Origin of the sequence: Sphingomonas sp. C3-2, assembly GCF_033025475.1 — a bacterium.
Lineage (GTDB): Bacteria > Pseudomonadota > Alphaproteobacteria > Sphingomonadales > Sphingomonadaceae > Sphingobium_A.
The window spans coordinates 1,266,613-1,281,541 of record NZ_CP130322.1 but is presented as its reverse complement, the minus strand read 5'-3'; the positions used below and the strand labels follow the sequence as shown (position 1 = coordinate 1,281,541).

Here is a 14,929-nt window from a genome sequence, read left to right as displayed (position 1 = left end):
GTGGGCACGAAGGCCCACCCCATATCGATCAAAGACCGTCGAGGCCCTTGCTGACGAGGATGTTCACCGCAACGCGGCGGTTCTGCGCCTTGCCTTCGACGGTGTCGTTGCTGGCCAGCGGATCGGCCTTGGCCATTCCGGTCGGCGTCAGCATGCGATAGGGCTTCCAGCCGCAGGCCTGCTGCAGATAGTTGACGACGCGGCCGGCGCGCTTTTCGCTCAGTTCCTGGTTGTAATCGTCGCCACCGACCGAATCGGTGTAGCCGACGACCAGCAGCAGCGCGTTGGGCATGCCCTCGGCGGTGGCGGCGGCGGAGCAGAGCTCGTTCTTCGCTTCGGCCGACAGCGCCGACTTGCCGGTGTCGAAGTTCACGTTGGTCGTGCCCTTGATGTTGTACTGGTCGATCTCGCCCATGCGGCCGCGCAGCGCGTCGGTGGCTGCGGTCTGCTCGTCAAAGCGCTGGGCCGTGCCGTTGTGGATCATCGACGCGGTCTTCAGATCCTTGTTCTGCAGGTTGATCCGGCTGGCGATCAGTTCACCGCCGCCATCCAGCGTCTTCACGCTAACCGGCAGGCCGTTGAGCAGCGAGGTCGCCAGAAGCTTGTCACGTCCCAGACCAAGAAAGCCCTTGCTGGCGCTGATCTTGGTGGCGTCGTTGATGACGATCACCGATTTGGTGCCATCGGCGGCGGTTACCTGCATCTTGTCGCCGCTGCGCGCGGAAATGATGCCCTTGATTTCGGGGCCTTCGGCCATTTCGGCCGGGGCGGCGGCTTCATAGCTTGCCGACACATCGGCTGCGGGCGGCTCCTGTTCCTGTGCCGCGAGGCTGGCCGGTGCCACGCCGGCCAGCAGGGTGGCGAGCAGCAGCAGCTTGGGGTTCTTGGACATGGCACTCATCACGATATTCCTCCAAATTCGGCAGGGCGGGGTCTGCATGACCGCAGCTCTTCGTCCGACTGCCGTCCGCATGACGGCGTATCCGGCTGTCAGAACCCCCCTCCACTTGCCTTCGTAAGCTGTTCGGCACGGCGCCTCGGGTGGGGCGCCATGGAGCTTCTGCCTGTTCGGATTAACCTTGCTCCCAGATGAACAAGACAGATCAAATCGAACTTTGTGAAGATGATCGGAGAGCGTGATGCGACGAATGGATTCATCTTCTCGCCGAAACGAGAATTTTTGTATGATGAAGTTATCTGATAAATCCATATTTATTTTGTAAATCATACGGATCTATTTTCAGGGTTCGTAGTATATATTTCACACTCTAAATAGAGTGGCGAAAAACAAGTTAACTTGATAACTTGTTTACTCCGCAAGGTGCGGAAATTCGTGCGCTGGTTGCGCCACTTGGCGGGCGAGGCGGTCAAAACCTCTGGCCGGGGTGTGTAACGTGTGCTCTGGATGGAAGTTCCACCGGAAGGGCGTGATCGCACGGCCCTGTCCTACAGCGCCTTATCCGGGCTAGGGGGTGGACAAATTGGGATCATGGCCGGTGACGGCGTTTCGACCCAGTTGCGGTCTGTCCGGGCACGCCCAATTGCGGGCATGGCCTCGCAACTGCAATACGCTCATTGAAAAACGTTGTAGCAACGGAGTGCAAAGGGGGGCGTTGGCCGGTTGGGTGCAAATCGCGCACGCGGCCTAGGGTTCACGCAGCGATTACCCGTCGCTCGCAAAGCGTAAAGACCGCACCTTTCCGCCAGTCCCTCGTGTAACTTATGTCACCCGCCGCGCCGCTGATCGCGGGCATAAAAAGAGGCCGGTGTGTTGCCACACCGGCCCAGTGCGTTCGCAGGAGGAACCCCTGGAGGGGGGAAGCGCCGGGGAATAAAAGACGCTCCCCCAAATCGGATCAGTAGTTGTAGGCGCGTTCGCCATGCTCCCCGAGGTCGAGGCCTTCGCGTTCCACCTCTTCGCTGACGCGCAGGCCGAACACGGCCTTGACGATCCCGAAGGCGATGAGCGAGCCGATGCCGGACCACAGGATGGCGACGGCGGTGGCAAAGGCCTGGACGCCGAGCTGGCCGCCGATCGCATAGTCCGCAGCGCCCGGGCCGCCGAACATCGGGGCATAGGTAACCGCGGTGAGTAGCGAGCCGACGATGCCGGCGACGCCGTGGATGCCGAAGACGTCGGCCGTGTCGTCGAAGCCGAGGCGCGGCTTCATCGCGGTGACGAACCAGAAGGCGACGAACGAGGCGATGGCGCCGAGGACGATCGCACCGAGCGGGCCCGCATTGCCGGCCGCCGGGGTGACGGCGACGAGGCCGGCGATGACGCCCGAGCAGCCGCCGAGGAGCGAGGCCTTGTGACCGGCCAGCTTTTCGGCGAGCAGCCAGGCCAGCGCACCGGCGGCGGTGGCGGTGAAGGTGTTGATCATGGCGAGCGCGGCGTTGGCGTTGGCGCCGAGCGCCGAACCGGCATTGAAGCCGAACCAGCCCACCCACAGCAGGCCCGTGCCGATGAAGGTCATCGTCATCGAGTGCGGGGCCAGAACCTCACGCTGATAGCCGATGCGCTTGCCGAGCAGCAGGCAGCCGACCAGCCCCGAGATGCCCGCGTTGATGTGGACCACGGTGCCGCCCGCGAAATCGAGCGCGCCCATTTCGAAGAAGAAACCGCCGGCCGACCACACCATATGGGCGAGCGGGAAATAGACGATGGTGAGCCAGATGAACGCAAAGGCCATCAGCGCGCCGAATTTGACGCGTTCCGCCAGCGAGCCGACGAGCAGCGCGCAGGTGATGGCCGCAAAGGTCATCTGGAAGGCGACGAAGACATATTCGGGGATGGTGCCCGAAACCGCGTCGGCCTTGACGTTCAGGAGGAAGAGGTTGGAAAGGCCGCCGAAAAAGGGCGTCCCTTCGGAAAAGGCGATCGAATAGCCCCAGCCGACCCAGACGAGCATCGCCAGACAGGTGACGCCGAGCACATGGGTGAGCATCGACAGCATGTTCTTGGTGCGCAGCAGGCCGCCGTAAAACAGCGCCAGACCCGGCACGATCATGAGGAGGACGAGCAGCGTCGACGTAAGCATCCACGCGGTGTCGCCGGTATCGATCTTGGGCGTTTCAGCTGCGGCTTCCTGGGCCCAGGCGGGCAGCGCGCCGAAGAGCGATGCACCGATCGCCCCCGCGCTCATCGCCAATTTCTTGGAAAAATTCATCTTTCCCCCTTTCGATTAGAGCGCGGTTTCGTCGGTTTCGCCGGTGCGGATGCGCACGGCCTGACCGACATCGAGAACGAAAATCTTGCCGTCGCCGATGGCACCCGTGTGCGCGGCGGACTGGATGGCTTCGACCACCCGGTCGGCAAGGCTGTCGTCCGTGACGATCTCAAGCTTGATCTTGGGCACCATGTTGGTGCTGTATTCGGCGCCGCGATAGATTTCGGTCTGCCCCTTTTGTCGGCCGAAACCCTTGACCTCCGAAACGGTCATCCCGGCGATGCCGAGTTCCGAAAGCGCGTCGCGCACTTCGTCGAGCTTGAAGGGTTTTATGATGGCGATGACGAGTTTCATTCGGCCCCCTTTGCATTTGATGCGCGAGGGATGCCTCGCAAGGGCCGTGCCAGAATCCGAAAAGTCCCGGAATCCTGTTGCAATGCACAATGGCTTCGCCACCGCGTGGCGAGCAGGGCGCTAAAAATTGTGCAGTTGCGAAACGATGCCTAAAAATCAGGCAGGTGGGTTGAGCAAGATACGGGCAGCCTCTGCCTGATCTTCGGGCACCATGATCCGGACGGGGGCGAGCAGGCCCAGCCCGAGGCTGGCGACGCCGCTGTCGAAGAGGATGGGAGAGAGGCCCTCGGCCTCGAGATGCAGCCGCGCGAGATCGGCGGCGATACGGTCGGGATATTCGGCGACCGGGACGAGCGGCATCAGCCTGTGGCCCTGGGCAGCGACCCGGCACCCCGGTCCCGCGCCGCCGCAAGGCAGGGCGGAGTCGGGATGCCGGGGCGCACGGTCATCACGCGGCGGTGCCACCCACGGTGAGGCCGTTGATGAGCAGCGTGGGCTGGCCGACGCCGGCGGGAACCGACTGACCCCCCTTGCCGCACATGCCGACGCCCTCGTCGAGCGCGAAGTCGTTGCCGATGCCGGCCACCTTGGTGAGCACGGTGGGGCCGTCGCCGATCAGCGTGGCGCCCTTGATCGGCGCGCCGAGCTTGCCGTTTTCGACGAGATAGGCCTCGGTGCACGAAAAGACGAACTTGCCCGAGACGATATCGACCTGGCCGCCGCCAAAGCTTTTGGCGAAGATGCCCTTTTTGACGCGCGAGAGCAGTTCGGCGGGATCGTCATTCCCCGCCTTCATGAAGGTGTTGGTCATGCGCGGCATGGGGGCATAGGCATAGGACTGGCGACGGCCATTGCCGGTGGGTTCGACCCCCATCAGCCGGGCGTTGAGCCGATCCTGCATATAGCCCTTCAAAATGCCGTCCTCGATCAGCACGGTTTCGCGCGTGGGCGTGCCTTCATCGTCGATCGACAGCGAACCGCGCCGTTCGCCGAGCGCGCCGTCGTCGACCACGGTGACGCCGGGGGCGGCCACGCGTTCGCCGATGCGCCCCGAAAAGGCCGAGGTGCCCTTGCGGTTGAAATCGCCCTCAAGCCCGTGGCCGATCGCCTCGTGCAGCAGCACGCCGGGCCAGCCGGGGCCGAGCAGCACGGTCATCTCGCCCGCGGGGGCGGCCACCGATTCGAGATTGATGAGCGCCTGTGCCAGTGCCTCGTCGATCGCGCGGTTCCACGTTTCGGGGGAGAAGAGCCGGTCATAGACATGGCGTCCGCCAATGCCGAACGAGCCGGTTTCGCGGCGGCCATTCTGTTCGGCGACGATCGAGACGTTAAGGCGGACGAGCGGGCGCACGTCCATCGCGGTGAAACCGTCGGGGCGGACGATTTCGATCACGTTCCACGAACCCGACAGGCTGACCGATACCTGCGCGACGCGCGGATCACGCGCGCGGGCGGCGGCATCGATCTGTTCGCACAGCGCAACCTTCTGCGCGAAGGGGACGAGCGAAAGCGGATCGCTGGCGGTATACAGGTGGCGGTTGTTGCCCTGCGGCGGCGGCGCGGGCTGGCCCTTGGCGGGATCGAGCAGCGTCAGCGTTTCGGCGGCGCGGCGGATCGCGTCCTCGCTCAGTTCATTGGCATGGGCGAACGCGGTCGTCTCGCCCGAGACACCGCGCAGCCCGAACCCCGAGTCGCTCGAATAATCGGCGGTCTTCAGCCGGCCATCGTCGAAGCCGAAGCTTTCGGAGGCGCTGTACTGAAGGTAAAGCTCGCCATCGTCGCAGGCCTTGAGCGCCTGGGCGGTGAGCAGTCGGGCGGCGTCGGGATCGAGGCCGCCGGGGCGATAGAGAAAGCTGCGCGGATCGGTGTGCATGCCACCGATATAGGCGCATTATCGCGGCTGGGTAGCCTTAGTGTTTGTCAGCCGTGTCCGCAGGACCGCCGGCGAGGACGAAGCGGCGATCGCAATAGCCGCAATCGACATAGCCGCTTTCGTCGATCTGCAGAAAGACGCGCGGATGGCCAAGAGCTTCGCCGCCCGGAATATCGGAAGCGCCGTCACAGGCGACGCGGGCGGACGTGACACGGATGGTTTCGGGGTTGGCGTTCATGCGCCGCCCATTAGCAAGCCCGAAATGCGGGTGCAACAATCGGCGTGGCCGGGAATGGGCCTCGCAGGCGAATTTATGCCCCCGAAATGCGTGCGCAGCTTTGCGCCCTGCGGCGTAAGCGTTTATGCGGTTGCGCCATGACCCAGGCTGCGATCGAGATCGACGGAATCGAAAAAACCTATGCGGGCGGCAAGCGCGCACTGGATGGCGTGAGTTTCGAGGTGCCGCGCGGGCAGATATTCGGGCTGCTGGGTCCCAATGGCGCGGGAAAATCGACGCTGATCAACATTCTGGCCGGGCTGGTGAACAAGACCGCCGGGCGCGCGGCGATCTGGGGATTCGATATCGACCAGCATCCGCGCAACGCCAAGGCGTCGATCGGGATCGTCAACCAGGAGATCGTGTTCGATCCCTTTTTCACCCCGTTCGAGACGCTTGAGATTCAGGCGGGGCTGTACGGCGTGCCCAAGGGCGAGCGGCGCTCGATGGAATTGCTGCGCGCGATGCATCTGGAAGATAAGGCGAGCGCCTATTCGCGCACGCTTTCGGGCGGGATGAAGCGGCGGCTGATGGTGGCCAAAGCAATGGTGCACGCACCGCCGGTGCTGGTGCTCGACGAACCGACCGCGGGCGTCGATATCGAACTGCGCCAGCAGCTTTGGGCCTATGTGCGCGAACTCAATCGGCAGGGCGTGACGGTGGTGCTGACCACCCATTATCTGGAAGAGGCCGAGGCGTTGTGCGACCGGATCGCCATTATCAACCATGGCCGGCTGATCGCCAACGAGCCCACGCGCGAACTGGTGGGCAAGGCGCAGGAAAAACTGGTCGAGGTGACGGTGGACCGCGATGTAGCGGCGATGCCCGCGCACGGCGCATTCCAGAAGATCGAGCTGAAGGGCGAGCGGGTTTTGTCGATCACCTATTCCAAGGCGCAGGTGAATGCGGGGCAGGTGCTGGCCGCCGTGCAGGACAGCGGTTTCGGCATCGTCGACGTCGTCACCCGCGAAGCCGATCTGGAAGATGTTTTCCTGAACCTCACGCGCGCGGCGGCCCAGGGCTGAGCGCGCGGCCTGACACATCCCCCTAGTGAATACGAACGGACCGGCCATGGGCGAAACCAGCCATAATTATGATGTGATCGTCATCGGATCCGGCGCGGCCGGGCTGACCGCGGCGATCAATCTGGCGGAACGCTTCCGCGTGGCGGTGATCGCCAAGGCCGGGATTTCGGATGGATCGACCGCGCATGCACAGGGCGGCATCGCCGCCGTGCTCGAGGCGGGCGACACGTTCGAAAGCCATATCGAGGATACGATGGTGGCGGGCGCGGGGTTGAATGATCGCCGCACCGTCGAGCTTGTTGTCGAGAATGCGCCGGCGGCGATCGAGCGGCTGGCCGAACTGGGCGTGCCGTTCAACCCCGGCGAGGGGGGCGATGACCGCTGGCACCTGACGCGCGAGGGCGGGCACAGCCACCGCCGGATCGTCCATGTCGACGACGCGACCGGCTGGGCGGTGCAGCAGGCACTGGAACGCGCGGCCTTTGCACACCCTAATATCACGCTGATCCCCGACATGGTGGTGATCGACCTTGTCACCGGCCGCCACGGCGAGAAGTTCAGCGCCGAGGGGCATGTGTGGGGCGTCTATGCGCTCAATCGCAAGACCGCGCGGGTGGAACTGTTCACCGGGCGCGCGACCGTGCTGGCGACGGGCGGGGCCGGGCGCACCTATCTCTATTCGACCGCGCCGCGCGGCGCGACGGGTGACGGGATCGCAATGGCATGGCGTGCGGGTGCGCGGGTTTCCAACATGGAGTTCATGCAGTTCCACCCGACCTGCCTGTATAATCTGGAGGTGAAGAACTTCCTCATCACCGAGGCGGTACGCGGCGAGGGCGGGCATTTGCTGATCCCCGAGACCGGGCACCGTTTCATGCCCGATTTCGATCCGCGCGCCGAACTGGCTCCGCGCGACGTGGTGGCCCGCGCGATCGACCATGAGATCAAGCGGCTGGGCCTCGACTATGTCCATCTCGACATCAGCCACAAGCCGCCCGAATTCGTCCGCGAGCATTTCCCCAATATCTACAACCGGCTGATGGATCTGGGCATCGACATCACGCGCGAGCCCATCCCCGTCGTCCCCGCGCAGCATTATACCTGTGGCGGGGTGATCGTTGACCTCAATGGCTGTACCGACCTGCCCGGCCTTTATGCCGCAGGCGAGGTGACGCAATCGGGCCTGCACGGCGCGAACCGGCTGGCATCCAATTCGCTGCTCGAATGCTTTGTCTTTGGCGAAGCGGCGGCCAAGCATATCGCGGCGAACTGGGAAAGCTTCCCCGCGCCGCCGCCGATCCGCGCCTGGGACGAAAGCCGCGTCACCGATTCCGACGAGGAGGTGATCGTCGCGCATAACTGGCGCGAGATCCGCCGCTTCATGTGGGATTATGTGGGCATCGTGCGCACCACCAAGCGGCTGGAACGCGCGGCGCACCGCGTGAAGCTGCTCCGCCGCGAGGTGGAGGAATATTACGGCAATTTCCGCGTGACGCCCGACCTGATCGAACTGCGCAACCTGATCGAGGTGGCCGATCTGATCGTGCGCTCCGCCTTGAAGCGCAAGGAAAGCCGCGGGCTCCACTATACGCTCGATTATCCCCAGACGCTCGCCGAGGCGGTGGATACGGTGCTGGTGCCCTGAGCCGAAAGGCTCAGCCGCCCATCCCGCACGCGTCCATCCCAAGTTCGCCCTTCCAGTCAGGCAGTGCGATGCGCTGCGGCTTGGCCTTGAGCGGCTTCTGATCGCGCAGCCCCGCGCCGGTGAGCAGGTTGAGATCGCAGCTGCCGCCCGTATCGGGATCGATCGTGTCGTAATGGCTGTAGGTGAAGCCGGCGACGACGAAGCCGCCGTCGCGGTGCGCGATGGTGAGCGTCTGTTCCCAACGGTGCCGCCCGATTGCGTTATTCTTCGTGGTGACGCGGATCGATCCGCTCGCGGTGGCGGCGATCTCAGGTTCCTGCCCGGTAAAGCCATCTTTCGCCGCGCTGCCCCAGAACAGCCGCGGCGCGGTGAGCGTGGGGAAGAGGATGTTGCGATCCTTGTCGCGCAGATAGACCGCGATGCCGATCTCGGTCGGTTCCTCGGGGTCGGCGGTGAGCGTGACGAGATCGGGCGCGCCGTCGCGGTTGAAATCGCCCACCGCCGCGTTGACGATTTGCCCGGCGGCAAGCGCGGGGCTGGTGGTGAGGGTGAGGGCGACAAACAGGGCGCTGGGGATCAGGGTCTTCATCGTTTTTCTTTTCGGCTCATGGAGATAGCCGCATATTGGGGACGATCAAGGACATGTGCAAGCACCTGTGCGGATCTCAGAGCCCCTCTGCTTCCACCCAATGTGCATTGGTGATCTGGCGCGCGAGCGACCATACCTGCTGGCGGATATCGGGGACGGCGACGATTTCCCAATGCGCGCCGCGCGTCATCGGGCCGACGACATAAAGCCGGTCCTGCGCGTTGCCATCCGATGCGATGGCACGGCATTGGCGATCGACATCGATGCCGATGGCCAGTGGATCGGGGCGGATATCTCCGCGAGCGAAAAGATTTTTGAGCAGCGGATCGGCGGCGCGGCGCAGATCACCCAAAGGGCCCGTGCAGTTGATGACGCGCGCGACCCGCAGTACTTCGTCCGTATCTGCCCCGCGCGGGCGGAGCGTGACGATAAGGCCCTCGCCAGCGGGCGCGGCGGAGATGACTTTGGCGGCGCGACCGGTCAGTCGGCCATTGGCGCGCAGACGATCAAGCCGCGCGGCGACCTCGGGCGCGATGCGGTGGCGGTGGACATCCCAATAGGGGCGTAAATGGCGCAGGAAGCGGCGGCGTTCAGCTGGGGTGGCGGCGCGCCACATATCCTGCGTGAAGGGGCGCAGTTCATCGACGGCGTTGCGCCAGCCAATGGCGCGTGCACGGGCGCGGACATCATGAACGAGCGCGGAGACCGGCCCGGTTGGACGCGCGCTGCGGCGGGCAAATTCTTGCGCGGGGGCATGGGCGTGCGGCGCCAGCCCGCGCCGCGACACCGCGATGATCTTTCCGGCAAACCCCGCATTTTCGAAGCTCAAGGCACAGTCGACCGCGGTGAGGCCGTTACCGAGCAGCAGCACGCAGTCTTGCGGCGCCAGCCCGGCGGCGATGTTCGTGTTCCAGGGATCGTTGACATAAGCGGGGTGCGCCAATCCGGCAAAGGCGGGCAGGTCGTGCGGGGGAAGATTGCCCGGCGCGAGCACCGCGATATCGGCATCGACGCGCGCGCCCGAGCGCAGCGTGAGCGCCGCGCCGTGTTCGCCCGTCGTCAGATCGACCGCCTCATCCGCCAGCACGGTGAAGCGTTTCCCGGCATAGGCGCGCGCGGCGTCGAGCAGCGTGCAGAGATAGGTGCCATAGCCGCGGCGCGTGGCGAAGCTGGCTTCCTGCCCGGCGCCCTCCGCCTGCAGCCAGTCAACGAAATGCGCGGGCGCATCGGGCAGCGCGCTCATATTCGCGGCGCGGACGTTCAGGACATGATCGAGATGCGGCGCCGAATAGGCGAGCCCCCGGCCCAGCCGGTCCGACCGGCGCTCGACCAGCGTCACGCGCACCGTGTCGTGCCGCAGCAGGTTGATCGCGAGCAACGCGCCGCTGAATCCCCCGCCGACAATGGCGACGTGATCGACCTTCAACATGGGTCATGGGTTCGCATGGATGGCGGGGAAGGGCTAGAGCCCATCCCGGCCTTTTAGCGGTAACTCGTCCAGCCTTAGCGTTGCTTCTTTGCGATGGTCGCGGTGAAGTCCGGATCCTTGTTTGCGACCCAGTCGACGAATTTGCGGACGTTTGGATTTTCCAGAAGGCCCGCCACCTCCATCCCATGGCGCTGCAGTTCGGAATTGGTGAAATTGGCAATCAGCGTCTGCTGGCAGATGGAATGCATCGGCACGACATCGCGCCCGCCACGGCTTTTGGGTATGGGATGATGCCAGACGATGGTCGTGCCGGTTGGTCGACCGCATAGCCAGCAGGGCACCGGCGCTGCCGGAGCCTCGTCTTCCTGCGGGAGATGGTCATAGGGGTCGTGTTTCGAACGCTTGCGGGCCATGGATCGCTTCAATTGTCTTGGTTTCGTTTGGCCTATAGCGATGCGAACGGCGGCATCATATTGGCAAATTCATAAATCGGCGTTTGCCGAAATTCAAAAACAGGAACAGCGATGACGGATCCATTGAAACCATGGGATGGAGAGCAGGTTCGCAAATGGCTTGAGCGCCGTTTCGAGGCGGCAAGGCTGGATCAGGCGGCGGCGGACCGGCGCGGCTATGAGGCGCGGGACGATTATGACAAGGCCGCAGCTGAGGAATGGGTTTGCCGCGTACTGAAAAACGCCGATTGCACGGATGAACAGGCCGCGTTCGCCAAGCGCGTCAAGGAACTTGTCAGCCAAGACGATTATCCGGCGACGAGCACCTATGATGACGCCCGGTTCGAGCGGCATATTCGCAGCTACCTTAGGAAGCTGGCCAAGATGACCAAGGCGAATGAGGGGTTCGAGAAAGTGCTGCGCCATCAGTGAATGGGGTGAAGTGTCGTCATCGGCATGCTAGGGCGTATTATGTCCAGCATCCGTAGCCATGGCGGCACCGTCGAAATCGATGGGTTCAAATATGATTGGCAGCTTCTGAGCGAGCCCCAGCTATCCTCTGACGATGGCTGGAAAGGCATGACGGTCTCATTGCGTCAGCACGACATGCCGCGTGAGGCGGTGCTCGAGTTTCCGACGCCCAAGCGCCTTATGCGAGGATTGCCGAAGGGCCGTTCTCACATCAACGACACGATTGCCGCCAGAGGGGTGCGGGCTGCGTTGTCGGCAGGGTGGGACCCTGCATCGCGAGGCAAGACGGTAATTTTTACAGTCGATGCCAATGGCGACTAGTGCGTCGAAACGGCCGCTTCGCGAGCGTGCAGCCTGACAAAATCCGACCTGGCTGCCGACCTTATCCCGACGCCTTTCCGATCGCGGTTTTCATCAGCGCGAGTTGCTTGCGGTAGAGGTTGGTCATCTCGGCAAAGTCGGCCTGGAGCTGACCCATTTTGAGCAGCTGTTCCTCAAGCGTCACATTGTTGCCATCGGGTTTGGTTTCGCCGGTATCGGGATCAAGGATGATACGCGTGCCACCCTGGGGCGGGGTGGCACCCATCGCGGCCATGCCAGAAGTGAGGCTGATGCGCGGGCGGCTGATGCGGGGTTTGCCGCCATTGCTGCCCTGCGCTTCGAGGAGCGCGGCGAAATCGGGGCCGGTGACCTCGCGCGCCTTGTAGCCGCCGGTTTCGCTGTTCGCGATGTTCTGGGAGATGACGCGCTGGCGTTCGGCCAGATGCTTCATCTGCTGATGGATGGCGCCGAGCAGGGCGTTGGTTTTCATCGTCTGTCCCTTTCGCCTTGGATCAACCGCCGAGCCGCTCGAGCGCGGCCTTATAATTGGCGAGCTGTTTTTGCTGATAGGGTGAGCCGCCGCCCGAGATGGTGGCTTTCTTGCCGTCGACGATATTGGCGTTGGCATCGCTCCAATAGAGCGAGCGATAGGCGCTCTGCGTCATCGAGATTGCCGATTTGACCGCATCGAGCGCGGCAGCGGCGGCCCCGCGATCGGAGAGGTTGAGCCCGAGGTTGAGGTTGAGACCGTAATTGCCGCCGGGGCTGACCTTGGGCGTCTTGCTGCCCGTTGAAGTGGAGCCGATGAGGCGTGCGGGAAGCATGCCGAGCTTGCTCAGTGCATCGGTGCCATTGGGACCGGCGATCAGTTCGATCTTCTGGCCGTTCTTGGCGGTGATCCGCAGCGTTTGCTGACCATTGACCGTCGGCGTGGTGACGGTGGCGGACGAGCCGAGGATCTTGCCCAGCTTCTTGGTGAGCGTGGCGAAGGTTTCGGTGGCGTCGATCGTCACCTTTTTGGCGGTGCCGCCGTTCACGGTGAGGCTGAAGCTATCCCCCTTGCGCAGGCTGGTGAGCGAGGTGAGCGTCGTGGATTCGGTGGCGTTGATCTGGCCACGGTTGAAACCGAGCGCGCCCATGATCGTCGACCCGCCGGGGGCGGCGGCGACCTGGACGGTTTCGGTACGCTGCGCGACCCGGCCGAATTGCGAGACGCTTTCGAGCGCGCCGGTGGCCAGATCGATCCGGCCGACAAAGCCGTCGACCGCGCCGCGCCGATCGCCATCAATGGCGCCGTTGGTGCGGCCGCCGACATAGATATCGTCGCCGAGAAAGGCGATGCTGTCGACCTGATCGTCGCCCGACGAGCCGATATAGGTGGTGCTGGCACCCGAAAGCGCGCCATCGATCCGCGTGACGAACCCGTCGCGCCCGCCGCTCAGGCCATTCACCTGCGCGCCGGACACGGCATTGCTCGTGGCGCCAGCGACGATGATTTCCCCGCTCGCGGCGACCTTGATCGCCGAGGCGTCGACCGCGCCCAGCGAATAGGAGCCGAGATCGAGCGAGAGATTGTCGCTGTCGATCTTGCGGACGACGGCGTTGGTGCCCTCGCGGGTGAGCGCGATGAGCTGGCCCGAAGCATCGAAGCTGAGTGCGGTCAGGCTGTCGCCATTGCCGCTGTCGATCGTGCGGCGCGAGACTTCCTTGCCGGTGGCGTCGAGCTTGACGAGGAAGGCGTCGCCATTGCCCGAAGACGCGCGCCCGCCGATATAGATCGAGCCGTCGGGGCCGACGGTGACCGCATTGGCGGTATCATTGCCCGCCTTGCGCATCGAGGTGGCGAATTTTTCCTGGCCGCTTGCGTCGAACCGGGCGACGAGCATGTCGCTGTCGCCGCTCATCGAACCGTTGAACGCGCCCTTCACCGTGCCGGCGACGACGATGTCGCCATTGTCCGCGATGCTGATCGCCGCGCCTGCAGCCTCGCCGGCGGCGCCCAGCGTGCGCTGCCACACGACATTGCCTTCGCTGTCGAGCTTGGTGAGGAAGAGATCGTTCGCGCCATCGGACAGCTGCGAACCAAGATCGCCCGCGGTGGTGCCGACGACATAGCTGAACCCATCGGCATCGGTGACGACAGCGCGCGCGTTGAGCGCGGCGGCGACGTCGGCCGGGGTATTGTCCTTGGCGTCGTCGGTCTTGTTGGTTTTGGTATCTATCTTGGTTTTGGTCTTGGCGGCCTGGACAGCCTTTTCGGTGGCGGCGGCATCGACCGCGCTGAGCGTGCCGAGCGAGGTGAGGTTGCCGAGGCTGGATAGGGGATCGTCGATCCGCTGGACCTTGGCCGAGGTGGGGGCATCAAGCCCCGTCTGCCCGCTGACCACGAGCAGCGCATCGGGCGCGCCGACCTGATCGAGCGAAATCTTTTCGGCGGCCTGGCCGTTCAGCACGAGGCCCCATTTGTCGTCATGTTTTTCGACCGCAAAGCGCGATGCCCAGCGGGGAATTTCCTCGCCATTGCCGTTGAGGATCGGATCGCCGTTGCTGTCGCGGATCGGCGAGGAGGCAATCGCGGCGTTGAGCGCGGCGGCGATGGAATCGAGCGTCGGCGGCTGCGGCGTGTTGGCGAGGTTGACCGTGAAGGTTTCCGAGCCGCTGGAGCGCGCGACCTTGATCGAGATGACTTCGTTGCCGGTGATGCCCTGAAGTGCGCCGTCGCGTTCCTTGAGCAGGCCAGTGCCGACCACCTTGCCCGAGCTGGAGGCCTTGTCGATGCCAACGGTTTCGGCCGAGGTCGAGGGTTTGCCGAAGGACAGGTTGAGTGCGTCGCTCGGCGCCTTGCCGAGATAGGTCTGAAGGTCGGACAACCCTTTGGAGAATGCAGTTTGAAGCTGGGCGCGCTCGGATGCGGAGGTTGAGGTCTTCGACGCGAACTCGGCGAGCAGCTGCAGCTTGTAGAGCGCCTTATAGGTGGTGAAACTGGTCTGCACGTCGGGCAGCTTGCTGATCGTGCTGCTGGCGGTGGTGTCGATGATCGTCGGCAGGCGCTTGATGTTCGAGATCTGGATCGAAACCGGCGTTTTGGAGGCGGGCTCATTCCACGGCGCGGTCGTCGTCGGCGTGGTGAAGAGTTTCTTGGCGGCGCGCACGGCTGCGGATTCCACCGAGCCGAACACATCGCCCGACAGATAGTTCGTGCCCGTGAGCATGCTCAGCCCCAGCAGGCTGTTGTTTAAATTTATCGCCAAATTACCCTCCGATGGCCGGCCGTCGATGCATCCTCCTATAAGATAGAGGACGCGCGGCCCTTTCGGGCACGG

15 protein-coding genes are annotated in these 14,929 nt (G+C 64.0%); 4 read left to right on the top strand and 11 right to left on the bottom strand.

The window, feature by feature from the left end; genetic code table 11:
• Positions 1 to 28: 28 nt before the first annotated feature.
• The 6 genes from QYC26_RS06245 to QYC26_RS06220 form a co-directional block, all read right to left on the bottom strand.
• Positions 29 to 901, bottom strand: coding sequence for an OmpA family protein (locus tag QYC26_RS06245; protein WP_317514538.1), 873 nt, complete (start codon positions 899 to 901; stop codon positions 29 to 31).
• A 955-nt stretch (positions 902 to 1,856) separates the two neighbouring features.
• Positions 1,857 to 3,170: an ammonium transporter gene (locus QYC26_RS06240; RefSeq protein ID WP_317514537.1), complete on the bottom strand. Its 1,314-nt coding sequence runs from the start codon at positions 3,168 to 3,170 to the stop codon at positions 1,857 to 1,859.
• 15 nt (positions 3,171 to 3,185) lie between these two features.
• Positions 3,186 to 3,524 (bottom strand): P-II family nitrogen regulator, encoded by a 339-nt coding sequence (locus QYC26_RS06235; protein ID WP_317514536.1) that lies wholly within the window; start codon positions 3,522 to 3,524, stop codon positions 3,186 to 3,188.
• A 156-nt stretch (positions 3,525 to 3,680) separates the two neighbouring features.
• Positions 3,681 to 3,884: a putative signal transducing protein gene (locus QYC26_RS06230; RefSeq protein ID WP_317514535.1), complete on the bottom strand. Its 204-nt coding sequence runs from the start codon at positions 3,882 to 3,884 to the stop codon at positions 3,681 to 3,683.
• A gap of 88 nt (positions 3,885 to 3,972) precedes the next feature.
• A complete protein-coding gene (gene tldD / locus QYC26_RS06225) occupies positions 3,973 to 5,397 on the bottom strand; it encodes a metalloprotease TldD (protein ID WP_317514534.1) in 1,425 nt (474 codons plus the stop codon).
• 37 nt (positions 5,398 to 5,434) lie between these two features.
• On the bottom strand, positions 5,435 to 5,635 hold the full coding sequence (locus tag QYC26_RS06220) for a zinc-finger domain-containing protein (protein ID WP_317514533.1): 201 nt from the start codon (positions 5,633 to 5,635) through the stop codon (positions 5,435 to 5,437).
• A gap of 137 nt (positions 5,636 to 5,772) precedes the next feature.
• Here QYC26_RS06220 and QYC26_RS06215 point away from each other — a divergent pair, with 137 nt between their 5' ends.
• On the top strand, positions 5,773 to 6,699 hold the full coding sequence (locus QYC26_RS06215; RefSeq protein ID WP_317514532.1) for an ABC transporter ATP-binding protein: 927 nt from the start codon (positions 5,773 to 5,775) through the stop codon (positions 6,697 to 6,699).
• Positions 6,700 to 6,745: 46 nt separating this feature from the next.
• A complete protein-coding gene (gene nadB, locus QYC26_RS06210) occupies positions 6,746 to 8,344 on the top strand; it encodes an L-aspartate oxidase (RefSeq protein ID WP_317514531.1) in 1,599 nt (532 codons plus the stop codon).
• A gap of 10 nt (positions 8,345 to 8,354) precedes the next feature.
• Here nadB and QYC26_RS06205 read toward each other — a convergent pair whose 3' ends face one another.
• The 3 genes from QYC26_RS06205 to QYC26_RS06195 all read right to left on the bottom strand — a co-directional run bounded on the left by QYC26_RS06205 (position 8,355) and on the right by QYC26_RS06195 (position 10,775).
• Positions 8,355 to 8,933, bottom strand: coding sequence for a hypothetical protein (locus QYC26_RS06205; RefSeq protein ID WP_317514530.1), 579 nt, complete (start codon positions 8,931 to 8,933; stop codon positions 8,355 to 8,357).
• 76 nt (positions 8,934 to 9,009) lie between these two features.
• A complete protein-coding gene (locus tag QYC26_RS06200; RefSeq protein WP_317514529.1) occupies positions 9,010 to 10,362 on the bottom strand; it encodes an FAD/NAD(P)-binding protein in 1,353 nt (450 codons plus the stop codon).
• Between the two features lie 74 nt (positions 10,363 to 10,436).
• Entirely contained in the window at positions 10,437 to 10,775 is a 339-nt protein-coding gene (locus QYC26_RS06195; RefSeq protein ID WP_317514528.1) for a hypothetical protein, read from the bottom strand.
• A gap of 111 nt (positions 10,776 to 10,886) precedes the next feature.
• Here QYC26_RS06195 and QYC26_RS06190 point away from each other — a divergent pair, with 111 nt between their 5' ends.
• Positions 10,887 to 11,246 (top strand): hypothetical protein, encoded by a 360-nt coding sequence (locus QYC26_RS06190; protein WP_317514527.1) that lies wholly within the window; start codon positions 10,887 to 10,889, stop codon positions 11,244 to 11,246.
• 39 nt (positions 11,247 to 11,285) lie between these two features.
• Positions 11,286 to 11,606 (top strand): hypothetical protein, encoded by a 321-nt coding sequence (locus tag QYC26_RS06185; protein ID WP_317514526.1) that lies wholly within the window; start codon positions 11,286 to 11,288, stop codon positions 11,604 to 11,606.
• A gap of 61 nt (positions 11,607 to 11,667) precedes the next feature.
• Here the strand turns inward: QYC26_RS06185 and QYC26_RS06180 are convergent, their stop codons facing one another.
• The gene (locus QYC26_RS06180) at positions 11,668 to 12,096 is read right to left on the bottom strand and encodes a flagellar biosynthesis protein FlgB (RefSeq protein WP_317514525.1); all 429 of its coding nucleotides are present in this window, start codon (positions 12,094 to 12,096) and stop codon (positions 11,668 to 11,670) included.
• A 22-nt stretch (positions 12,097 to 12,118) separates the two neighbouring features.
• Positions 12,119 to 14,857 carry a hypothetical protein gene (locus tag QYC26_RS06175; protein ID WP_317514524.1) on the bottom strand — a complete coding sequence of 913 codons (2,739 nt, stop codon included), beginning with the start codon at positions 14,855 to 14,857 and terminating at the stop codon, positions 12,119 to 12,121.
• Positions 14,858 to 14,929: the final 72 nt, after the last annotated feature.